The sequence below is a fragment of the Oceanobacillus sp. M65 genome (genome assembly GCF_052246275.1).
Lineage (GTDB): Bacteria > Bacillota > Bacilli > Bacillales > Amphibacillaceae > Oceanobacillus_B > Oceanobacillus_B jordanicus.
In genome coordinates this window covers 471,920-492,806 of sequence record NZ_JBQQCJ010000003.1, presented here as the reverse complement: position 1 = coordinate 492,806, position 20,887 = coordinate 471,920, and the positions used below count along the sequence as shown (strand labels likewise).

22 protein-coding genes, 1 pseudogene and 1 riboswitch are annotated in these 20,887 nt (G+C 37.1%); of the genes and pseudogenes, 19 read left to right on the top strand and 4 right to left on the bottom strand.

The features are described 5' to 3' along the window. Positions 1-42: 42 nt before the first annotated feature. From ACTWPF_RS14690 to ACTWPF_RS14660, 7 genes are all read left to right on the top strand, one after another. Positions 43-960 (top strand): ABC transporter permease, encoded by a 918-nt coding sequence (locus tag ACTWPF_RS14690; protein ID WP_161465125.1) that lies wholly within the window; start codon positions 43-45, stop codon positions 958-960. 9 nt (positions 961-969) lie between these two features. After that, complete coding sequence (locus tag ACTWPF_RS14685) at positions 970-1,875, top strand: ABC transporter permease (RefSeq protein WP_443149592.1); 906 nt, start codon at positions 970-972, stop codon at positions 1,873-1,875. Between the two features lie 15 nt (positions 1,876-1,890). After that, positions 1,891-2,877 carry an ABC transporter ATP-binding protein gene (locus ACTWPF_RS14680; RefSeq protein ID WP_443149591.1) on the top strand — a complete coding sequence of 329 codons (987 nt, stop codon included), beginning with the start codon at positions 1,891-1,893 and terminating at the stop codon, positions 2,875-2,877. Beyond that, positions 2,878-3,891: an ABC transporter ATP-binding protein gene (locus ACTWPF_RS14675; RefSeq protein ID WP_443149590.1), complete on the top strand. Its 1,014-nt coding sequence runs from the start codon at positions 2,878-2,880 to the stop codon at positions 3,889-3,891. It begins immediately after the preceding gene. Beyond that, positions 3,872-5,050: a M24 family metallopeptidase gene (locus ACTWPF_RS14670; RefSeq protein WP_443149589.1), complete on the top strand. Its 1,179-nt coding sequence runs from the start codon at positions 3,872-3,874 to the stop codon at positions 5,048-5,050. The genes ACTWPF_RS14675 and ACTWPF_RS14670 overlap by 20 nt, the downstream gene beginning before the upstream one ends. A 116-nt stretch (positions 5,051-5,166) precedes the next feature. Then, positions 5,167-6,012: a M55 family metallopeptidase gene (locus ACTWPF_RS14665; protein WP_443149588.1), complete on the top strand. Its 846-nt coding sequence runs from the start codon at positions 5,167-5,169 to the stop codon at positions 6,010-6,012. Between the two features lie 16 nt (positions 6,013-6,028). Continuing rightward, the gene (locus tag ACTWPF_RS14660; RefSeq protein WP_443149587.1) at positions 6,029-7,375 is read left to right on the top strand and encodes a M20/M25/M40 family metallo-hydrolase; all 1,347 of its coding nucleotides are present in this window, start codon (positions 6,029-6,031) and stop codon (positions 7,373-7,375) included. A gap of 298 nt (positions 7,376-7,673) precedes the next feature. Here the strand turns inward: ACTWPF_RS14660 and arr are convergent, their stop codons facing one another. Further along, positions 7,674-8,090 (bottom strand): NAD(+)--rifampin ADP-ribosyltransferase, encoded by a 417-nt coding sequence (gene arr, locus ACTWPF_RS14655; protein WP_443149586.1) that lies wholly within the window; start codon positions 8,088-8,090, stop codon positions 7,674-7,676. A 452-nt stretch (positions 8,091-8,542) separates the two neighbouring features. Between arr and ACTWPF_RS14650 the strand changes: the two are divergent. From ACTWPF_RS14650 to ACTWPF_RS14635, 4 genes and pseudogenes are all read left to right on the top strand, one after another. Continuing rightward, positions 8,543-8,883: pseudogene (locus tag ACTWPF_RS14650) on the top strand (VOC family protein). 420 nt (positions 8,884-9,303) lie between these two features. Continuing rightward, positions 9,304-9,403: riboswitch (SAM riboswitch) on the top strand. A gap of 104 nt (positions 9,404-9,507) precedes the next feature. Then, on the top strand, positions 9,508-10,557 hold the full coding sequence (locus ACTWPF_RS14645) for a homocysteine S-methyltransferase family protein (RefSeq protein WP_199848527.1): 1,050 nt from the start codon (positions 9,508-9,510) through the stop codon (positions 10,555-10,557). 49 nt (positions 10,558-10,606) lie between these two features. After that, entirely contained in the window at positions 10,607-11,146 is a 540-nt protein-coding gene (locus ACTWPF_RS14640; protein ID WP_443149585.1) for a serine hydrolase domain-containing protein, read from the top strand. 59 nt (positions 11,147-11,205) lie between these two features. Then, positions 11,206-12,483: an Nramp family divalent metal transporter gene (locus ACTWPF_RS14635; protein ID WP_161465369.1), complete on the top strand. Its 1,278-nt coding sequence runs from the start codon at positions 11,206-11,208 to the stop codon at positions 12,481-12,483. A gap of 423 nt (positions 12,484-12,906) precedes the next feature. Here the strand turns inward: ACTWPF_RS14635 and ACTWPF_RS14630 are convergent, their stop codons facing one another. Next, a complete protein-coding gene (locus ACTWPF_RS14630) occupies positions 12,907-13,275 on the bottom strand; it encodes a hypothetical protein (protein ID WP_161465030.1) in 369 nt (122 codons plus the stop codon). Between the two features lie 475 nt (positions 13,276-13,750). On the opposite strand from ACTWPF_RS14630, the gene ACTWPF_RS14625 reads away from it, so the two are divergent. From ACTWPF_RS14625 to ACTWPF_RS14605, 5 genes are all read left to right on the top strand, one after another. Then, positions 13,751-14,164 carry a hypothetical protein gene (locus tag ACTWPF_RS14625; protein WP_443149584.1) on the top strand — a complete coding sequence of 138 codons (414 nt, stop codon included), beginning with the start codon at positions 13,751-13,753 and terminating at the stop codon, positions 14,162-14,164. 16 nt (positions 14,165-14,180) lie between these two features. After that, positions 14,181-14,651, top strand: coding sequence for a hypothetical protein (locus ACTWPF_RS14620; protein WP_443149583.1), 471 nt, complete (start codon positions 14,181-14,183; stop codon positions 14,649-14,651). Positions 14,652-14,980: 329 nt separating this feature from the next. Continuing rightward, positions 14,981-15,574 carry an SCO family protein gene (locus tag ACTWPF_RS14615; RefSeq protein ID WP_443149582.1) on the top strand — a complete coding sequence of 198 codons (594 nt, stop codon included), beginning with the start codon at positions 14,981-14,983 and terminating at the stop codon, positions 15,572-15,574. Positions 15,575-15,694: 120 nt separating this feature from the next. Further along, on the top strand, positions 15,695-15,883 hold the full coding sequence (locus tag ACTWPF_RS14610) for a DUF4177 domain-containing protein (protein ID WP_106896069.1): 189 nt from the start codon (positions 15,695-15,697) through the stop codon (positions 15,881-15,883). A 195-nt stretch (positions 15,884-16,078) separates the two neighbouring features. Continuing rightward, positions 16,079-17,083: a DUF3231 family protein gene (locus ACTWPF_RS14605; RefSeq protein WP_443149581.1), complete on the top strand. Its 1,005-nt coding sequence runs from the start codon at positions 16,079-16,081 to the stop codon at positions 17,081-17,083. Between the two features lie 530 nt (positions 17,084-17,613). Here the strand turns inward: ACTWPF_RS14605 and ACTWPF_RS14600 are convergent. Both ACTWPF_RS14600 and ACTWPF_RS14595 read right to left on the bottom strand, forming a co-directional pair. Next, positions 17,614-18,174 carry a DUF5412 family protein gene (locus ACTWPF_RS14600; RefSeq protein WP_443149580.1) on the bottom strand — a complete coding sequence of 187 codons (561 nt, stop codon included), beginning with the start codon at positions 18,172-18,174 and terminating at the stop codon, positions 17,614-17,616. Positions 18,175-18,237: 63 nt separating this feature from the next. Beyond that, the gene (locus tag ACTWPF_RS14595; RefSeq protein ID WP_443149579.1) at positions 18,238-18,690 is read right to left on the bottom strand and encodes an NUDIX hydrolase; all 453 of its coding nucleotides are present in this window, start codon (positions 18,688-18,690) and stop codon (positions 18,238-18,240) included. Positions 18,691-18,909: 219 nt separating this feature from the next. Here ACTWPF_RS14595 and ACTWPF_RS14590 point away from each other — a divergent pair, with 219 nt between their 5' ends. The 3 genes from ACTWPF_RS14590 to ACTWPF_RS14580 are packed head-to-tail and all read left to right on the top strand — an operon-like array spanning position 18,910 to position 20,755. Further along, on the top strand, positions 18,910-19,500 hold the full coding sequence (locus tag ACTWPF_RS14590) for a DNA-3-methyladenine glycosylase I (RefSeq protein ID WP_443149578.1): 591 nt from the start codon (positions 18,910-18,912) through the stop codon (positions 19,498-19,500). Beyond that, entirely contained in the window at positions 19,490-19,804 is a 315-nt protein-coding gene (locus ACTWPF_RS14585) for a MazG-like protein (RefSeq protein WP_443149577.1), read from the top strand. Before ACTWPF_RS14590 ends, ACTWPF_RS14585 begins: the two co-directional genes overlap by 11 nt. 21 nt (positions 19,805-19,825) lie before the next feature. Further along, complete coding sequence (locus ACTWPF_RS14580) at positions 19,826-20,755, top strand: helix-turn-helix transcriptional regulator (protein ID WP_443149576.1); 930 nt, start codon at positions 19,826-19,828, stop codon at positions 20,753-20,755. Positions 20,756-20,887: the final 132 nt, after the last annotated feature.

Here is a 20,887-nt window from a genome sequence, read left to right as displayed (position 1 = left end):
TCCTCTTACAATGGAACTTTTTCACAGAGAGAGGGCTGCTCTATGTTGGATTTTATAATTAAAAGGTTCTTCCAAGTAATAGTGGTAGTTTTGTTGGCACTAACGGTTGTTTTCTTCTTAATTAGAATATCAGGTGATCCAACGACTTTATTTCTACCCCCAGATGCGCCTAAGGACCAGATAGAAGAATATAAGGAACTACTGGGTTATAACCGACCACTTATTGTGCAGTACGGGGACTTCATGTTTCATGCTGTTCAAGGAGATTTTGGAGAATCACTGCGAAGTCAAGAAGATGCTTTGGGAATTGTACTAAGTAGAATACCAGCAACTTTCCAACTGGCTATATCTGCGTTATTAATCGCATTAATTATCGCAATTCCATTAGGTGTCTTATCTGCCTATAAAAGAAATACTGTTTTCGATAAAGTTGGTGTAGCACTTACTGTAGTGGGACAGGCGATCCCTAGTTTCTGGTTGGGATTAATCCTAATCTATTTCTTTGCTGCCCAATTAAAAATACTACCTTCGGGAGGTGGAGGCACAGCGATCCATTTGATTCTTCCAACATTAACATTAGCTGCATACAGTGTTGCTAGATTCACACGATTTACAAGATCTGCAATGCTAGATGTTCTACGAAAAGATTATATTCGAACGAGTAAAGCTTCCGGTGTTCCAACATTTCGATTAATTATGAGATACGCTTTACGAAATTCGTTAATTCCAATCATTACATTAGTTGCTTTAGATTTAGGTGTGTTACTGGGTGGAGCTGTTATTACAGAGGTAGTCTTCTCTTGGCCAGGTGTAGGTAGATTATTAATGCAATCTCTTATGAACAGAGATTTTCCAATAGTTCTTGCTGGGGTATTTATTATTGCCTTAATCTACGCATTGGTTAACTTCATTGCAGATGTACTATACGCATATGTAAACCCGCAAATACGAGTGAAGTAGGTGAAAAACATGTCATCAAGCCTTCCACAGAACGAACAAGCTCTCGAAAATCATGTGAAACCAAAAAGGAAATCGGCTATTGCTACCTTTTTTTCCAATTTATCAAGAAGCTGGACTGGGTTAATTGGCTTTATCATTATAATGACTTTGATTGTAATAAGTTTGATCGGGCAATGGATTACACCTTTTGATCCCTATTTTGCAGAGTTTAGTAAAAAACTACTTCCGCCAATGACAGAAGGCCATTTATTAGGGACCGATCAACTTGGAAGAGACATTTTCTCCCGGATTATCTTGGGGGCTAGGGTATCCGTCATTATTGGTTTAGCAACAGCTCTAATTGCAGGGTTAATTGGTACCATAATTGGAATTATTGCAGGTTTTTTTCGTGGATGGATTGATATCATTTTAATGCGAATTGTTGACGTGACCTTAAGTTTCCCATTTATTCTATTAGTGCTTGTGATCAATGCAATTATTGGAGCAGGTTTGAGAAATATTATTATTTCATTAGCAGTTGGTGGCTGGGTGATTTTCGCTCGTGTCATTCGAAGTGAAGTTCTTGCATTACGGGAAAAAGAGTTTATTACCGCATGTATTGCGACTGGCGTTAGTCGGTTTGAAATTCTTATTAAACATATTGTACCTAATCTGTTTACTCCAATTATTATTCTTGCATCATTACAAATTGGTACCTATATTATTGCAGAAGCTTCGATTAGTTTCCTAGGCTTTGGAGTAGAACCGTCCACACCTGCTTGGGGAAACATGCTTAATGAAGGAAAGGATTATATATTTAGTTCTTGGTGGCTAATCACTTTCCCAGGATTAGCGATTGTAATTACGGCACTTGGAGTTAATTTATTTGGGGACTGGTTACGCGATACATTAGATCCTGAATTAAAAGGAGAATGATGGGAGGGGATTTATATGTCCGATACGATCCTTAAAGTAAAAGATTTAAAAATACAGTTTAAGACTGGTAAGAAAACAGTTCAACCAATCCGTGGTGTTGACTTTTCCATAAAAAAAGGGGAAACATTGGGCGTTGTTGGTGAATCCGGAAGTGGAAAAAGTGTTACTTCTTTGGCTGTAATGGGACTGTTGCCAGAAAAAACAAGTGAAATTATCTCTGGTGAGATCGTATTTGATGGAAAGGATTTAACGAATCTAAAAGAAAAGCATTTCCGCAAACTTAGAGGTAATGATATTTCAATGATTTTTCAAGAACCGATGACATCACTAAATCCCGTATTTACAATTGGGGAACAACTAAGCGAGCCATTAAAACAGCATAAAAAGATGTCTAAGAAAGAGATAGAAACTGCAATAATTGATGTTTTAAACCAAGTTGGGATTCCACGTGCAAAGCAAATTATTCACGAGTATCCACATCAGCTTTCAGGTGGAATGAGACAACGTGTCATGATTTCTTTGGCTCTTTTAGGCCAACCCAAATTAATGATAGCTGATGAACCAACGACAGCTTTGGATGTAACCATTCAAGCCCAAATATTAAAACTGATGAAAGATATTAAAAAGCAACATGACATGAGTCTTTTACTTATTACCCATGATCTAGGCGTGGTTGCAGAAATGTGTGATCGTGTCGTTGTTATGTATGCTGGTGAAATAGTAGAAGTAGCAGAAGTAAAAGAGTTATTCGATAACCCTTTGCATCCTTATACAAGAGGATTAATTGAATCGTTACCATCTAAAAACACACGTAAAAATCGATTGTATTCCATTAAAGGGCAAGTACCGAAACCAAACGAAATTACGAAGGGATGTATTTTTGCGAATCGATGTCCTTTTGCTTTTTCAAAATGCTTTGAGGAGACACCACCTGTCCAACATTTAGGGAATCATATGAGCAAGTGTTGGCTACAAGATTCTAACAAGGATGAGGTGTCTTAAATGGAAACAAAAACATTGTTAGAAATCAAAAATCTAAAAAAATACTTTGAAATATCCCAAGGCATGTTCAAAGAAAAAATTAATGTGCGTGCAGTAGATGATATTAGTTTTTCTGTAAGAGAAGGTGAAACGTTTGCGCTTGTTGGTGAATCGGGTTGTGGAAAGTCAACAACAGGAAGAACAATCCTCCGCTTGACCGATCCTACAGATGGCCAAATAGTCTTTAAGGGTAAAAATATCGAAAAACTACCATATAATCAAATGCGAGCATTACGAAATAGGATGCAAATGGTGTTTCAAGATCCTTATGCTTCATTAAATCCTAAGAAAACCATCCGTCAAATTTTAATGGAGCCATTACGAGTTCATAATAAGTTTCCGAAAGAAGAGCGACTTGAGAAGATAAATAACATGTTAAAGATAGTTGGTTTGTCGGAAGAGCATTTAGACCGGTACCCTCATGAGTTTTCAGGTGGTCAGAGACAACGTATTGGAATTGCTCGTGCTGTCATTTTGCAACCCGATTTTATTATTGCCGATGAGCCCGTTTCAGCCCTAGATGTATCTGTTCAATCTCAAGTAATAAACCTTATGCTAGATTTGCAGGAAGAGTTTGGTTTGACTTACCTATTTATATCACACGATTTAAGCGTAATTGAACACATGACAGATCGGGTTGCCGTAATGTATCTTGGTAAAATTGTTGAGGTTGCTGATACGGAAGAGTTATTTGCAAATCCAAAGCATCCCTATACTCAAGCGTTAATCTCTGCTGTTCCAATTTCCCATCCAGATGAAGAGAAGGAACGGATCATCTTAACTGGTGATGTACCAAGTCCAGCTAACCCACCTTCTGGATGCTCATTTCATACAAGATGTCCATTTGCGATGGATATTTGTCGTGAGGTTGAACCAGTGTCTAAAGAGTTTTCGAATGGCCATAAGGCAAATTGTCATTTATATACAGATTCAGAAAATAAGGAGGAGAAAGAATATGCTATTAACCATTCCTAAAAGCGAGTTCAAGGAAAGACAGCAGAAATTTTTCAACAAACTATTTGAAGAGAATTGTGATGGGGCGATTATATTTGCTGTAACCGACATTTTTTATTTAACAGGTTTCCATTTTCATTCAACGGAACGCCCGATGGGAGTATTAGTAGATCCCGATCATAAGGTGCATCTATTTGTTCCTGCATTGGAGCATAACCATGCAGAGGAATATGCGGTAATTGATCATGTGCATTCTTATCCTGAGTATCCTGGCATTAAACATCCGATGGAATATTTAAAAGAGGTACTACAGAAATTTGGGTTTGAAGGAAAGACAATTGGTTATGATTCATTAGGATATGGTTCTCCTATGGGATATAGTGGACCTTCAGTTGATGAGTTTCTCGAGGTTAAAGAGTTTGTATCTTTAAAAGGAGTTATTGAGAAATTACGTTTTGTTAAGTCAGAGAATGAAATCGAACTAATTAAAGAATCTTGTCGGTGGGGGAATTTAGCACACCGTCTTCTTCAAAAATATACGAAAGCCGGTTTAAGTGAAATTGAGATTACGAGTAAAGCTTCCACAGAGGCTACAATGGCGATGATTGAAACGTTAGGGCCAAATTATAAGCCGCATGGCCGAACAGCTTATGCGATATTCCGCGGACAGATTGGACCTGAATCTGCATTTCCACACGCTGTAACACAAAACGTGATTATGTCTAAGGGTGATACGCTCGTCACAGGGGCTGCTGCAGATGTGTTTGGCTATCATAGTGAATTAGAAAGAACCATGTTTGTGGAAGAAGTCTCTAAGGATCAAGAAAAATACTTTAATCAGATGTATGAAGCACAGGATGTTGCCTTTTCTGCCATTAAACCTGGGGCTACATATTCTTCCGTAGAAGAAAAAGTGCAACAGTACTTTAAAGAAGAAGGTATTACACATTTAACCCAACATCATACTGGGCATAATATTGGTTTACTTGGTCATGAAGCACCTTTCTTTGATCTAGGTGATCATACCGTAATGGAACCAGGTATGGTGGTAACTGTTGAACCTGGTATTTATGTGAAGGGACTTGGTGGTTTTAGGCATTCTGATACTGTGTTAATTACTGAAGATGGTATTGAAATGCTAACGTATTACCCAAGAGATCTTAACTCCCTTATTTGTTAAATGAAGATAAAGTACTTGGTAAATGGTAAATAGCTATTTGCCAAGTACTTATTTCTTGAGAGCAGTTTTATAAGCTATTTACATAAACTTTTGAATATAAGAAAGGGATGTATATAATGAAACTATTTATTTCAGCTGATATTGAAGGAATTGCTGGTGTTGCTACCATTCAACAGCTTGTAACAAGTGGAGAGTATCAACGATTTCGAAAATTAATGACTGAAGAAGTAAATGCGGCTATAAGAGGAGCTTTTAATGGCGGAGCAACAGAAGTAGTCGTAGCAGATGGGCATGGAAATATGTCTAATATAATAATAGAAGATTTAGACCCAAGGGCGCGATTGGTGTCTGGGAACAATCGAGTAATGGCCCAGTTAGAAGGATTGGACGATTCGTTTGATGGCATTATTTTTGTTGGACATCATGGAAGAGAGAGTGATTCCAATGCAGTTATTTCCCATACGTTAGCGGGAGTTTGTGTAAAAGAATTTAATGTAAATGGCAAAATTGTTGGAGAAACAGAACTCAATGCAATGGTTGCCGGGAAGTTTCAAATTCCTTCTATTTTTATTAGTGGGGATGATATTTATGTAAAAGAAGTAAAAGAAACCTTACCCCTAGTACAGTCTGTTGTAACCAAATATGCTAGAAACAGATTAGCTGCTGAATTAATACATCCTGATGTCGTGCAACTAGAGGTTGAAAAATATGTACAGGTCGCAGTGGAAGACATAGAACACTACCAGCCTTTCGTTTTGGAAGGACCTATTACGTTTGAAATCGAATTTAAAGGCCCGCAACAGGCGCAAATGACGTCAACATTACCAACTGTGCAAATGCTCACGCCAACTCGTATTAGTTTCACATGTGATGACATGGTCACAGCATACAAACATATGTGGGGCTGTGTCATAATTGCCATGGCCTCAACAAACGGAGTTCTTGGTGCTGTAAACAATTAATAGAGGAGGGAAAGTGATGAGTTTAGACCAGATAAGGGAATTTATGGAGAAAAATAAAGAGGAATATTTGGAGACGTTATTTACTTTATTACGCCAGAAAAGTATTAGTGCACAGAATATTGGGATGAAAGAAACAAGTGCCATGCTACTTAAGATGTTAGCAGATATCGGAATGGATAGTAGATTAATTGAGACGGATGGACATCCTGTCGTTTACGGTGAAATGATGAAGGGAGATAATGATTTTACGTTACTCATATACGGACATTATGATGTTCAGCCTGCAGACCCGATTGAGGAGTGGAATTCACCACCCTTTGAACCAACGATAAGAGACGGGAAGATATATTGCCGTGGGGTTGGGGACAATAAAGGACAGCTCATGGCGCAAATTCTCGCACTTAAAAGCTACCAAGAAGTTATAGGGGATCTTCCGATAAATATCAAATTTGTATTTGAAGGAGAAGAAGAAAGTGGGAGCCCGAATATAGCTAAATTTGTCTCTGAGCATCGCGATTTATTAAAAGCAGATTTAGTGTATACATCAGATGGACCAATGCATGAAAGTGGGGCGCCTTTTGTTTTACTCGGAGTTAGAGGAATGCTCTATGTAGAACTAAATGCAAAAGGCTCAGATTGGGATAATCATTCTGGTAACAAAGGAAATATTGCTCCAAATCCAGCATGGCAGCTTGTTGATCTTCTAGGTACCATGAAGGATAATGATGGTAATATATTAATAGAAGGGTTTTATGATGACGTGCAAAAACCCACTGTAAACGAGGAAGAATTGATATCCACATTACCTTATGATGCTAAACAAGTCGCTAATCAAATTGGATATAAAGGTTTTGATATGACACGGGAGGAATATTACCGAAAACTAACCCTTGAACCGACTTTAAATATCGCAGGTTTTCATAGTGGTTATGGTGGGGAAGGTGCAAAAACAATTATCCCTTCTACTGCTATGGTCAAAATGGATATGCGATTAGTAATTGATCAAGACCCAGATGATATTTTAGAAAAATTTATTAAACATGTTCATAAACATGCACCTGGAGTAGAAGTGGTAAGTCATGGTTCAATGAAGCCATCTCGTACGTCTGCAGATCTGGAGGTTGTAAAGGTTATTAAGGAAGCAGTCAAGGAAGCCTACCATGAAGAGCCAGTCCTACAGCCTAGCCTAGGTGGTAGTTTACCAGATTATGTCTGGACCCAAATACTAGGTGTACCTTCTGTTATCGTTCCATATGCAAATTCTGATGAAGCAAACCATTCACCAAATGAAAATCTAAATGTAGATAATTTCTTCAAAGGGATAATCTGTACTTGTTCTGTGATTCGTTCTTTAGGGAAGTAAATGGATATGGAAATGGGCTCACGAGGGAAATGTGAATTCTGTCGCAGAATCTTGTATGAGATTGTCTTCTAGTTATCATTATTCTGTTTTAGCTCCGTTAGTTTCCTGAGGTAAAACACCGACTGCCGCAATTCGATTATTAATTGGTAACATTGGGCTGTACAGTATAACAATTTTAAAAAACGGTTCCTGATTGTTGTAAGGAACCGTTTTTTTCTATGTGTAATTAGACTTACATTGTAAGCTGCATTATCCAGACGTTATTCCAAATAAATCGTGACTTTAAAGGTATTGTGGATCAATCGTATATGACAGCTTTGCCTTGTTCTCGTAATTTTTTTAAGGATGTAAGCATATGATTTATTTCTTCGTCAGAATGTCTTTTCCATGAACCTAATTCAGCTACTATTTTCAAAGGCGATTTAGATCTATAAGAACGTGTTGGATTTCCCGGGAATCTTTTATCCGTTACGTTTGGGTCGTTTTCAAATTCACCTAAAGGTTCTACTACGTAAATTCTTTCTTTTGACTTGGATGTCGCTAATTCAGCACCCCATTTAGCCGCATCTAATGTAGCAGTGAAATATATATAGTTTGATTTTTTGTCTTGATAATTTGATAAGTATTGCGGTTCCAAAAGATCTCCAATATTTAGTTCTGCTTTAGTACCATGAAAGAAAGGTCCACTATCTAAGACATCTTTTTTGTCATTCATACTGATACACCTCTTATTTTGGATTTATATATAACAGTATAGAACAGGGAAGATGGAAAATGTAGTCTATTAACACCTTATTATTCGTAGTATAATGGAAGTAGAGAGAAGGAAGTCGGATGGAAATTATCAATACTTCAGTCAGTTTGCTATGTATGAGTCTGCTAAAGAAGTAATAACATATGAGCAGGTAGGAGTATAGGGCTCTGACAATGATCAAGAAAAGGATGAAGATAACGAATTACCAAATATATTAACCAATACGTATGATCTTTTTATGATTGCCAGTGTATTGCTTGTTGTAGGTGGAGTTATGTTTTATTTTCAGAGATAGGAGCATTTATCCTAACTTTTTCTCATCACTTTGCAATAAGATAACTCTCATGAGGGTTTTTTATCGGAAATTAGGATTAAAGTTTGCATGAGGCGATGATAAAACAGCGTTTTTCTGGTTGGAAGAAGGAAAAAGTTGGTTAGGATTGTGGGAAGGTAGTGAGTATCAAACTCCTTATCATCCATCATAAAGGCACATAGCTTTTCGAGTTTCTTATGAAAATTTAAAAAGTCTCTAGAGTGGCTTGATTCCTTAGACATGGAGGCTGTTCCTTTTGGTAACAGAACTACTACGGAACCATTTATAAGGCCAAACCAAGGAAACGCGTCTGTTTATTTTCTTGACCCAGACGGTAATAGTTTAGAACTGATGTGTTACATTGAAGTCCCTGATAATTTAAAACATATTAATAAGAAATTATCATTTGATGAGTGGGAGAAGTTACTAGCCAATCGTTGAATTAGATAAGAAAATAGTAGATGGAAATAGAGGACGGTGAGGGTTTTAACTTTAGTTTTTTCAACAAACGGGTGCTTTAGTTGAACAAGAACTATAATCTTAAAACGGGTTTTTTGTTGCACCGTACAACGATACTGGTAATAATATAAACATCTACACATTTTGGGTGGTCGTCTTTCTTAGTTGACTTAAACTACGAAACAAATAATTTCTTTTGTGAAAGAATGTACTAAAAGCAACTAAGTTTTATTTATAGCAGGTTGTGGGATAAATCAAATTGATTTACTATCTTCGCACTCTATCCACCGTGAGTTTTAATTTATCCACTAAAAAATCATCAACATACCATTTAAAATTTACCTTGACTTTTGAGGGAATTAGGCGTATTGTTTGAGTAATCAAAAAAATGAATACCTAATATTCTTATCAAGAGAGGTAGAGGGACTGGCCCTGTGAAACCTCAGCAACAGATTTTTTAATACTGTGCTAATTCCAGAAGCGTAAAGCTTGAAGATAAGAAGAGTATTTAGCAAACGGCCGAAGCCTCTTCTTATTTAAAGAAGGGGTTTTTTATTTTGGGTATTAAGCAACGCTCAGCAAGTAAATTACGAGGGAGGAAAAATGATGAAACGTAGTTTAGAAGAACGTTTGAAACAAGGAACAGTAATTGTAGGGGAAGGTTATTTGTTTGAGTTAGAACGAAGGGGATATTTGCAAGCAGGCTCCTTTGTTCCAGAGGTGGCACTAGATAATCCTGAAGCACTAAAACAAGCATACAGGGATTATATGAATGCCGGTTCTGATGTTGTTTTAGCTTTTACTTACAATGCTCACCGGGAAAAAATGCGGATTATTGGTAAAGAAGATTTATTAGAGCCTTTAAACAGAAATGCCATTCGCTTAGCAAAAGAGGTTGCAAAAGAGCATCCAAAAGAAGAAGCGTTAGTAGCTGGAAATATTTCAAACACCAATATCTTTAATCCAGATGTTCCCGAATCAAAGGCTAAGGTTAGAAGTATATTTGCGGAAATGGTGAAATGGTGCAAAGAAGAAGGGGTAGACTTCATAAATGGTGAAACATTCTATTACCATGAAGAGGCGTTAATAGCATTGGAGGAAATCACCAAACAAGGTTTACCAGCAGTCATTACATTTGGATTAATGGGCGAGAATATTTTAAGAGATGGTTACACCGTAGAAGAGTCCTGTAAAATACTTTCGGAAAAAGGTGCATTGGTCGTTGGAATGAATTGTTTCCGAGGCCCTGAAACAATGCAGCCATATCTTGCTGATATACGAAACAATGTGGAAGGATATGTAGCGGGCTTACCTATCCCATATCGTACAACAGAAGAAAACCCAACATTCTTTAACTTGCCTGATGGAGGATGCAGTTGTCACTTACCTACAGAAACAACCTTTCCGACTGCCCTAGATCCACTTTACCATAACCGTTACGAGTTAGCGGCTTGGGCAAAAGAGGCAAAAGATTTAGGCATTAATTATATTGGTCTGTGCTGCGGTGCCTCACCTGCGATGCTCCGTGCAGTAGCAGAAGCTGTAGACGTTGAAACAGTAAATTCAAAATACTCTCCTGATATGGAGAAGCATTTCTTGTTCGGGAAAGACAAAACACTTCAAGAGCACAATTTAAACTACCGATTAAAGGCCTGATAGATTAAAAATGATTCAATTGTGTTAATTAATTGTTTTTAACGGTAATTTGAAACAGAATACTGTTGAAAAATTACGGAGACGATTACGTTTATTAAGTGATCGTCTCTTCTTCGTATTTGACTCTTACTTAGATGTTAAAGCAGACACTCAATTCCACATTGCATCTGTAAGAAAGTCTTATATCGGCTTTTATGCTGCGTACGCTGTACATAATGGCTACTTTTCCATTGATGATCCGATTACTCGTTTTGTAGAAGACTCCTATTTACCCGCATATGAAGGAGTAACCATTCGTCACTTATTAACCCACACACATGGACTTATAATAGCTGATGGTAAACTAGTAAGTGAATATAAACCTGGAGAATCGTGGGCATATAGAGGTCCCAGTATTGAGTTGTTGACAACGATTATCAAAAAAACAACGGGACAGTCTGTTGCTGATATTGTAAAAGAGCATGTCATTGAGCCGGTCGTCTTTGAGGTAGAAGACCCTACTATTTTAGACTTTGCTTTTGCATCTGAACCCATTGTCCTAATTACTATAGAATCCGTATACAGCTTTAAATACCCTATGATAATATAATATTACGAAAATTATAAACAAAGCTTTAAAAAGGCTAGATAGAGTCAGGGGGTTACTTTATGCAGGAAAAAGTAGAAATCAAAGAGGTAGAATCATTTTCCGATAAACAAGAAGCAACAAAATGGAAGTTTATTGGTCCTGGACTTATAGTAGCAGCCACTGGAGTAGGAGCCGGTGATTTAGCGACAGCATTGGTATCTGGAGCGGAATATGGTCTCGCCTTTTTATGGGCTATTGTATTAGGGGTTATCGTGAAATTTGCTATTGGGGAAGGTGTGGGGCGTTACACACTAGCAAGTGGGAATACAATCCTCGAGGGTTGGCGAGGCATTGGGAAATGGACTACAGGGTACTTCGGCATTTATTCGGTTATTTGGGGATTTGTTTATGGAGCTGCCGGAACAGCATCTTGTGCATTAGCTGCATATGCTCTCTTTCCACAAATTAGCTTAACATGGTGGGCAATTATTAATGGTGTCATTTGTTATGCGTTAGTTCTTACTGGAAAGTATGGATTCTTTGAGAAGGTCATTACAGCACTCGTTGCGGTCATGTTTATCACTGTTATTGGCTCCATGATTTTCGTATTACCTGATCTACTTCCATACTTAGATACAATAGTACCAGTCATGAATGATGACACTATCATCTATTCACTAGGATTAATTGGCGGTGTTGGTGGATCAATTACCATGGCAAGTTATGGTTATTGGCTAAAAGAAAAAAATTGGTCGGAGAAACGCCATATCAAAATTATGCGCTGGGATTCCTTAAGTGCGTATATTATAACAAGTATCTTTGCTCTGGGAATTATGGTTCTTGGAACAGCAATTATTTTTGGCACGGGAGATATCATTAGTGGAGAAGAGGCACTTGTCGTTTTTTCAAGTAGGCTAGGGGAAGTGCTAAGTCCAACCGCACAATATTTCTTCCTAATTGGCTTTTGGGCTGCTTCCTTTACGTCGATTTTAGGGGTGTGGAATGGTGTATCTTATTTGTTTGCTGATTTCATCCGAACTACTCGACATACAGGAGTGAAACAAGATGATATTAGCAAAACAAAGTCTTATAAGTTTTATCTTTTCTGGTTAACCTTCCCACCAATCGTATTGCACTTATTTGGTAAACCTGTGGCGTTAATCATCCTTTATGGATTTCTAGGTGCACTATTTATGCCGTTTTTAGCTATAACACTTATCTATCTCTTAAATTCTAGACAAATTGACAAACCGTTTAGAAGTGGCAGACTTTCGAATATTGTCCTTTCGCTTAGTGCATTATTATTTACCGTCCTAACATGTATCAAACTGTACGACATAATTGGCGGACTCTTTTAGGACATAACAAACAATCGAGAGGAATAGTAAAGGATTGGAGACTTCAATGCCTCCAATCCTTTTACTTTAAAAAAGTATCTTAATGAACAAGAAAGCCGTGCTCTTCATACTTTACAGTAAGTGTGAAAAAGAGGGCGAGTATGAATACTAGACAAGGTGCAACCACACTCCGTTTCTTTGAACAAGAAGGAATAACCTCTAGGGTTGGAACGGATTATGTAGATTTGCTGCAAAGTGACAATACAACGATTAGAGTGTTAACAAAATGGATTACAAATATTAAATGGGTAGACCCACATTGTGGAAAGTGCCTAGACAATGTAGACCTTGAGAAAACATGCGATGACAAAAAACACAAACGACGTTGCTCGGATTGTCATCGGCAACATCAAATTTGCCATTGTCGACTCAAGAAAGACCCCATCATCCCATATTGCGATGGGCGAATTTATCTACGCTTAGCAGGATTAACCAACGACCTCCCTTACAAACTATTTCGCCACAAAGATGTAAAGTAGTTCTAGAACTATCAGGAGAATCTAATTGAGCAAATATAGTAAATAAAAAGACCGGAATATGATTAACTAGCAGCTCTTGTTCAAGTTGTTGAGTAGTAGCATCTTCTTGCTTCTCGTACTGAATAGATAGAACCCTTGTAGTAGGGATAATTGAAATGTTTTCGCCCTCCATATGCATTCTCTGATCTCCATGAATTCTTTGGGTGGCAAAGAAGTATTGGCTGATGGGAATTTCTTTTGTGGGAGCCTTTCTGGGCAGTTTTTTGGCAAACAAAAGTCCTCCTTCACTCCAGCAGGAACGACTTCCGGACAGTTAAAGGCTTTTTTTCCATGGAGGAATTCGGATTCTAAGCATTCTATATCATCCCAAACTTTATGATCCTTCATATCTATAGTAGTAGGATGTACCTTATTATAAGTTGGAATTGTCACCACCCCCCTTTACTTCTGTGCATAAATCTAGTATATGGGTATTTGTTGATTTTGTTGTTGGGCAGAAGTCTAAATTGACTCATGTTAAGATTTTATTGCTGGGAATAGACCAAGCCTCTAAAAACATAGCAATTATAAAGTGACACTTCATTTGGTGGGGGGTTCGTTCTTTACACTGATTGTTAGTTGAACGAATCGGTTTGTTAGAGTCCGATTACTCCCACATAAACTACACTGTTTCATTTCATGTTAAGTGGGATTCTTCCGGACGGTTATTCCGGGATAAATGGGAAGTTTGGGGGAGAAAACCAGTGATAATGGGGAATTTAGGATTATTATTATATGGAAACCTCGTTCTGATCGTAATACTTTATTTATACCTTAATAAAATCCGGAAACTTATTGGCTTTCAACTAGGGATAAATATCTCCATGTTGGTAGGGGGATTTGGTGCCATTGCCACAGGTGTCCTACTCATTTATCAATTTCCCTTAAAATTTGTCATCGTTACCATGATTACCGTAGTGATAGGGATGCTCATAGGGGCCATTTTTGGTGCATTATTTGACTACCAAACGCTTTTAACAGGGTATATAAATGGTTTAATGATGGGAATGATGGCACCGATGGTGGGAGCAGCGGCCAATAACAGTATTCTTTTTCTAGTGTTTATTGAAGTCGTTTTCCTGATTTCTCTTCTACTCGTTTTCCTTTCCGCTAAAAATACATAAGAGAGGAGACGCGTAGTTGAATATAACCCAATTCCTTGTCATCCTGTTTAGTTTGAATGGTGTGATTGGCCTTTCCTTTTATGTCGTGATGTATAAGAAAAGGAAATTGTTTACGGACAGATTCGGGATGGTAATGGCGATGGTTGGTAGTGGCATTCTCTCCTTAAATCTTGCTATGATGCTTTTTTTTATGTTTCCTTTCAATCTCGGTACGTTAGCTATAATTTCTACAATAATTGGGGGCAGTATTGGAATTCTATATGGAGCACTCACCCGATTTCAGTCATTATTAGCGGGTTTCTCACAAGGGACCCTTGGGGCGATTATGGGGACCATGTTTGGGGCTGTAGTGGAGAATCCGGCATTATGTGGCTTACCGGCTGCCTATTTTATTGATGTGGAGCAGCACATGATGCTGTTTAGTTTATTTGGCACAGGCTTGGTTATTACCACATTTGGTTTGTTATTTTATTCCTTACGAATATGAATACTAGGGGCACTGAAAGGAGGGGAACGGAATCGACACCCACCAGGATAAGGAGCATGCGAAAAGGAAAATCCACTTAAACGAATATACAGAGAACCTACTTGAACAAAGAAAACAGGAAGCTAGAAAGAAAGATTCGATTAATGAACTGAGTCAACGGAGAGGGGAGGGACTTACCTCATTCGCGTTCACAGTTCCTTAAAAGACCATCTCCTCGAGTTGAGAAATAAGAACAAAAATGAAATATGATCATTGTCACGTAGCTATTAGTCCCACCAAAACTGGCAGTATGTCCCCACCAGTAAGAGTCATTTGGGAGGTAATGAAATATGAAGAAGACAGGTAAACTTCTCCTCCTTTTTTTCGTTATAGCTGGATTTTTCCTCGTTTATTGGTTATGGCCAAATAATGATGGCTTGCCTATCCTTGATCAAGTAAACGCTTTTGAATTAGATGACGTGCACGGAGATATATTTGAATCAACGAATGGGAAAGTTAAATTGGTAGCTTTTTTCTTTACGGATTGCCCAGATATTTGTCCATTAACGATGGTGGATTTTCGAGAATTACAAACGATGTTAAAAGAAGAGGAGCTATTTGGACGCGAAGTGGAGCTTATCAGTATTACGCTAGATCCAGATAATGACCTTCCTGACGTAATCACCGACTATGCAACAGGGTTTCAGGCAGATACGAAAGGGTGGAAGTGGTTAAGAGGAACTCCGGAAAAAACAAAGCAAATTGCGAATGATTTTCAAATGCAATATGAGATAGAGGATGATACGGTGCTATATCATTCCACCACCATGTATTTACTTGATGAAAATAACAAGATACGAGCGCTTTATGATATGGCAATCTTTGATAAACCTGTAAAGAAAGATGACATAATAGAGGATATCGTCTTATTGACGAATAATTAAGTGGTATTTCATTGGTTAGAACTGATATAGGGTCTCTAATTATTTCTCTTAACAATTAAGAAGGAAAATCGCCTACTATGTTTAATTAGTATTTATAACAAACTTTTGGAGGACGCTATTATGTACGAACACAAATTTATCAAAGTTGATCTATCCAGCTTTAAACTAGAACCCAAAGAAGACTATCATACAATTATCCACGAGCACGAAAAGGAAGGATGGGAGTTAGTCCAAATTTTCGCTCCAGGTACAAAAGGTTATGGCATAGCTTCCTTCTTTGAAATCATATTAAAACGCAAGAAGGACTAAAACATGATTTAAGTATGGTTTTTACAATTTGCTGTAGAGAAAGCTGTTTTTTGTCATGACTAGCAGAACCTTAATAGATGTGCAAACCTCCATCATCATTAATTCTTTCAAAAGAGTTTTTTCTTGGTAATACATGTTATTTACTAAATAGCTCACAATATATGAAAAGGATATATTGATTGGAGAATTTTTGTTATGAATACAGGTATCTCAAATTTAACTTCAGCAGAAATGGGAAAACTTTGGGCGACATATACTGGGAATACAATGGCAAAATGTGTGCTTCGTTTTTATTTGAAGAATGTAGAAGATAAGGAAGTTAAAAAGGTATTAGAATATGCATTCAGCTTAGCTGAAATGTTTGTAAAGAAAATAGAAGGCCTCTTTAAAAAAGAGGGTTTTCCTGTACCAGTAGGTTTTTCTGAAGAAGACGTAAACTTAAAGGCACCGAGACTTTTTAGTGATGAATTCTACCTGTATTATTTACAGTATACCGGAAAAGCCGGGATGAGCATTTATACTGCTGCGATTGCTATTGTAACTAGAAAGGATATAAAAGATTTTTTTGTTGAAAGTCTTAGTGACACGGTTAAATTGATGGGTAAAACAAATGATATTTTGCAATCAAAAGGGAAGCTAATGAATGCACCTAAAGTACCGAACCCGAAAGAGGCTGAGTTTCTTCATGACCAAAGCTTTCTAAATGGTTATATAGGAGATATAAGGCCACTTCATGGGCTAGAAGTTGCACATTTATTTGACAACATTAACAATGACATCACAAGTAAAGCACTTATTATTGGATTTAGCCAAGGCGCGCAAGATAAAAGAGTGAAAAAATATTTGGATCGCGGAAAAACTATTAATAAAAAACATGTTGAATTACTATCAAAGAAACTTCATGATGATAACTTACCTTCACCTACTTACCTAGACCACATGGTGACTGCCTCTACCGTACCTCCATTTTCTGATAAGCTAATGGTCGCTCATAAAATTGACATGTTTTCGATGAAGATAAGAGAGTATGCTAATGGTTTATCATTAAACGGAAGAAAAGATATTGGAGTACTATATGCAAAATGTTTAATGGACGTTTCGTTATATGTAGAAGATGGAGCGAATCTTATGATCGACAATAGTTGGATGGAACAACCACCAATTATGGTAAATAGAAAGAAACTGAACTCAAAAGAATAAACTTGCGGAACTAAATGGTGTATTACTTAAGGCCTTTAATATACAGAAAATGTATGTTAAAGGTCTTGAGGTTATGGCTTTTATGCAAGTGAATCTAGCAGCAATACCTAAAAAAACACAGTAATATGTATTAATATAAAGGCATATAATAATGTAAAGAGGCTGGGACATAAGAATATTAAACAAGAAAAATCCTGATGTTCAAACGGAGTATTGCAGAAAAAGTTCGAATACATCAGATAGCCACTAATTTTTCGAATATGAATCACACTTTAGCGAAGGAAAAATGCGGAGACTCTAGTGGGAACAGCACGAGTCCGAAGACCCCGCAAGATAGAGAAGGATCAAAGGCTAAGATCGCCACGTCCTGTGGCAACGCCTTCGTGACCAACATCCTGTTGGCCCGAGACTAAGGCCGTGCCCACTGAAAGCGGAGTATTTTCCGAAGCGGTAATTAAGCAGTTTGTTTATTATTGTTCGGGTTTTAAAAAGGCTGGGACGTTATGTCCCAGCCACATTTGTTCAATAAGCTATTCGTTTTGGTAGCAGGTCTCATATTCGTCTTTCATTAACAAACTTTTGCAAGCCAAACCATTATCATGATAAATTTCTTTGCCGATTTCTAATTCGATACTTCTATTTGAATTTGAATAATTAGGGTTGTCATTTAGTATGTTAAGTGTATCTTCATCAAGCCATTCTATAGAAATATTGCTTTTTGCATCACTATAATAAACAGTTTTCATTTTATTTTTCTCATTGTTGTTTGTAATTTCCACCATTAGATTAACACCGCCTGCTGCACCACCATATAAATCATAATATGCATTAGCCGTGTATGCTCCAGTGGGTGATGTTACAGGTCCAGGACCTTTTTGAGTGGATTCTCTATCTATATCACTAAATGTAAAAAAGTACGTTTCATATAAATAAATTGAAGAAACCGAAACAATCCCAGACAACGTTGCAATCAATAATCTTTTTGGGAAAGGTTTCTTTTTAGTTAAAGAAACGATTATTCTTGTACATAAAATTAAAAGCAATATGACAGTAATAAAAGATAGTAAGAGCCCAAATAAAAATAAAATCATGATCCCCCCATTTTAAGTTCAATAATTCCAATATACGATAAATCTTATCCAACACTCAATAGCTTAATAAACACTACTAATATATTCATTTAGTATAGGAACATCAGGTGGATTAATATTTTGAGGAAGTGCGTCTAACTTAAAAAAATTTAATGCTTGAACTTCATTCTCCCCGCGACTTAATTCACCTTCAAACTCACTGCATATATAGACAGATACAACATTATATACCTCATCACAATGAGGGTACTTATAGTAGAATTCTTCTCCTGAGTACACATGGAATAACTTTAATCTTTTTGCAACCAATCCTGTCTCTTCGAATAGTTCCCTCTTGGCAACTTGTTCTAAAGTTTCACCTAACTCTATTGAGCCACCTGCTAATCCCCAGCACTTATTATCATTTCGAAGTTGTAAAAGTATTTCTTTTTCATTGTTGAGTAATATGACACACGCCCCAACCATTATAAGAGGACGATTTCCCACTAGCTTTCTTAATTCCATTATATAGCCCATAGATTATCTCCTTTTTAATTATATATTAACTTTAATTATCATACTGTCAAAACGTACATTTATTAAAAGCTATATATACATAAAGGAAAGATACGGTGAGTTTATGGTGTTTAATTCCCCGAGTCTTTATATTTTTTGCAAATGGTGAGACTAATCATTTTAAATATGACAGATACATGTCTTATTTAGAGTGATATAGTAATCACTAACGAGAGGGGAATGAAAATGGAATGTTCATGGCCGGGTAATAATCAGCTTATGAGAATGTATCACAACGAAGAATGGTGTGTACCGACCACTAATGACCAATATATTTTTGAAATGCTAACATTAGAGGGGGCACAGGCGGGTTTGTCTTGGAGTATTGTATTATCTAAACGAGAGGCTTATCAAAAAGCTTTTCATAATTTTGATATTAGTTTTTGTTCGAATTTAACGGATAATGATTTGACGAACATAAAGGAACAATATAATGTCATTAAACACCTTGCTAAGCTTCAATCCGTGAGAAGTAATGCGCAAGCGGTCATAAAAATAACAAAAGAGTTTGGTAGCTTTTCCAATTTTTTATGGCGCTATGTTGATTTTGAACCAATAATCAATGACTGGCATTCAGAGGGTCAAATACCTGCTCAAACAGACCTATCGAACCAGATTAGTAAGGATTTGAAAAAAAGGGGATTCAAATTTGTTGGCCCAGTAACAATGTATTCCTTTATGCAAGCAATTGGTATGGTGGATGACCACGTGACAAGCTGTGTGTACCACACGTCAAACAAAGAAAGGAAGATAAAAGAAAATGGATTTTAACAACACAGTTAATCGTTCGTTACAAATTAGAAAAGCTTATCATCAACTCGAGAAAAAATATCATGGCTCTGAATGGACAGTAGAAGAAGATGCACTTGCGTTTCTAACTGATGCGGCACTCGTTGGGAGATTAACAATGGCAAACCAAGAAAGATGGCCAGCAGGAGCTGATTCAGAAACGGACTTAGAACATAAAATCGCGGAGTCATTCTGGTGGCTAATGGTTTTAGCAGAACGAATGGACATTGACAGTGGGCAAGCATTGGAGAATTTTTTAAAGAAAAAAGAAGAACAATTCTTGTAAAGTGAAGTAGGAGGATTTCACATGACCATTAGTAGGCATTTTGAAATCATCTATCTCTTATTGGATAGAAAAGTGGTTACTGCGAAGGAATTGTCCGAGCACTTTGAGGTTTCCCCAAGAACGATCTATAGAGATGTGGATGTGTTAAGTGGGGCAGGAATCCCTATTTATGCTAATAAGGGGAGAGGAGGAGGGATTTCTCTTTTAGAGGGATACTCCTTCAATGCTTCCATGTTAACAAGTGATGAACAAGAAGACATATTAGTCGGACTACAAACATTAGCTGTTACTGAATTTCCAAATACAGATCTCATTCTAAAAAAAGCAGCTCGGCTGTTTAAAAAACAAACAACAAACTGGATTGATGTTGATTTTTCTCCATGGGGAAGTGGAGAAAAGAAGAAACAGTTATTTATCCTATTAAGAGATGCAATTTCCCAACAATTTGTCGTTCACTTTCGCTATTTTAACTCACTTGGTGAGCAAAGTGTACGAGAAGTAGAGCCGATTCAATTATTATTCAAAAAAAATGCTTGGTATCTTTCTGGATATTGTTTAGGCCGGGAGGATTTTCGTATCTTTAAAATTAGTCGCATGGATCAAGTGGGTGTTTCAGATCAAACATTTACCGTGAGATCAACAGAAGATGCGATAAAAGATGCCGAAAAACAAATAGGGGAAACCTCTATACCGATAAAGATTAGAATTTCTTCTCAAGGTGCGTACCGGGTCTATGATGAGTTTGAAGAACATATGATTACGAAAAATAAAGATGGCTCGTACACCGTTGTAGCAAATTTCCCAGTAGGCACATGGCTAGATAGTTACCTTTTGTCCTTTGGTACACTAATTGAAGATATTGAACCTGTTTATTTACGCGAACGGTTATTGAAAATAATGGATAAGCTGAAGCATAACCTAGAAAATCCGACCAAAAATAAGCCAAGTTAAAGTTTTGGACGTCTTTTATCTGCGGGTCATTCTGAAATAAATCTTCACCCGAACGACATCTAAATGGCGCATTACATAGAAAGCAGCCCAGTTCTACAAAAAGGAATTAGGCTGTTTTATTTCATATTCCTT

Bases quoted from the DNA above. Each gene is read 5' to 3' on its own strand.
- ACTWPF_RS14645 (WP_199848527.1), top strand. From the start codon at position 9,508: ATGAAACGTAGTTTAGAAGAACGTTTGAAACAAGGAACAGTAATTGTA.
- ACTWPF_RS14665 (WP_443149588.1), top strand. From the start codon at position 5,167: ATGAAACTATTTATTTCAGCTGATATTGAAGGAATTGCTGGTGTTGCT.
- ACTWPF_RS14675 (WP_443149590.1), top strand. From the start codon at position 2,878: ATGGAAACAAAAACATTGTTAGAAATCAAAAATCTAAAAAAATACTTT.
- ACTWPF_RS14600 (WP_443149580.1), bottom strand. From the start codon at position 18,174: ATGATTTTATTTTTATTTGGGCTCTTACTATCTTTTATTACTGTCATA.
- ACTWPF_RS14585 (WP_443149577.1), top strand. From the start codon at position 19,490: ATGGATTTTAACAACACAGTTAATCGTTCGTTACAAATTAGAAAAGCT.
- ACTWPF_RS14590 (WP_443149578.1), top strand. From the start codon at position 18,910: ATGAAAATGGAATGTTCATGGCCGGGTAATAATCAGCTTATGAGAATG.
- arr (WP_443149586.1), bottom strand. From the start codon at position 8,090: ATGAATGACAAAAAAGATGTCTTAGATAGTGGACCTTTCTTTCATGGT.
- ACTWPF_RS14625 (WP_443149584.1), top strand. From the start codon at position 13,751: ATGGGGAATTTAGGATTATTATTATATGGAAACCTCGTTCTGATCGTA.
- ACTWPF_RS14635 (WP_161465369.1), top strand. From the start codon at position 11,206: ATGCAGGAAAAAGTAGAAATCAAAGAGGTAGAATCATTTTCCGATAAA.
- ACTWPF_RS14660 (WP_443149587.1), top strand. From the start codon at position 6,029: ATGAGTTTAGACCAGATAAGGGAATTTATGGAGAAAAATAAAGAGGAA.
- ACTWPF_RS14615 (WP_443149582.1), top strand. From the start codon at position 14,981: ATGAAGAAGACAGGTAAACTTCTCCTCCTTTTTTTCGTTATAGCTGGA.
- ACTWPF_RS14605 (WP_443149581.1), top strand. From the start codon at position 16,079: ATGAATACAGGTATCTCAAATTTAACTTCAGCAGAAATGGGAAAACTT.
- ACTWPF_RS14690 (WP_161465125.1), top strand. From the start codon at position 43: ATGTTGGATTTTATAATTAAAAGGTTCTTCCAAGTAATAGTGGTAGTT.
- ACTWPF_RS14595 (WP_443149579.1), bottom strand. From the start codon at position 18,690: ATGGGCTATATAATGGAATTAAGAAAGCTAGTGGGAAATCGTCCTCTT.
- ACTWPF_RS14680 (WP_443149591.1), top strand. From the start codon at position 1,891: ATGTCCGATACGATCCTTAAAGTAAAAGATTTAAAAATACAGTTTAAG.
- ACTWPF_RS14580 (WP_443149576.1), top strand. From the start codon at position 19,826: ATGACCATTAGTAGGCATTTTGAAATCATCTATCTCTTATTGGATAGA.
- ACTWPF_RS14670 (WP_443149589.1), top strand. From the start codon at position 3,872: ATGCTATTAACCATTCCTAAAAGCGAGTTCAAGGAAAGACAGCAGAAA.
- ACTWPF_RS14610 (WP_106896069.1), top strand. From the start codon at position 15,695: ATGTACGAACACAAATTTATCAAAGTTGATCTATCCAGCTTTAAACTA.
- ACTWPF_RS14685 (WP_443149592.1), top strand. From the start codon at position 970: ATGTCATCAAGCCTTCCACAGAACGAACAAGCTCTCGAAAATCATGTG.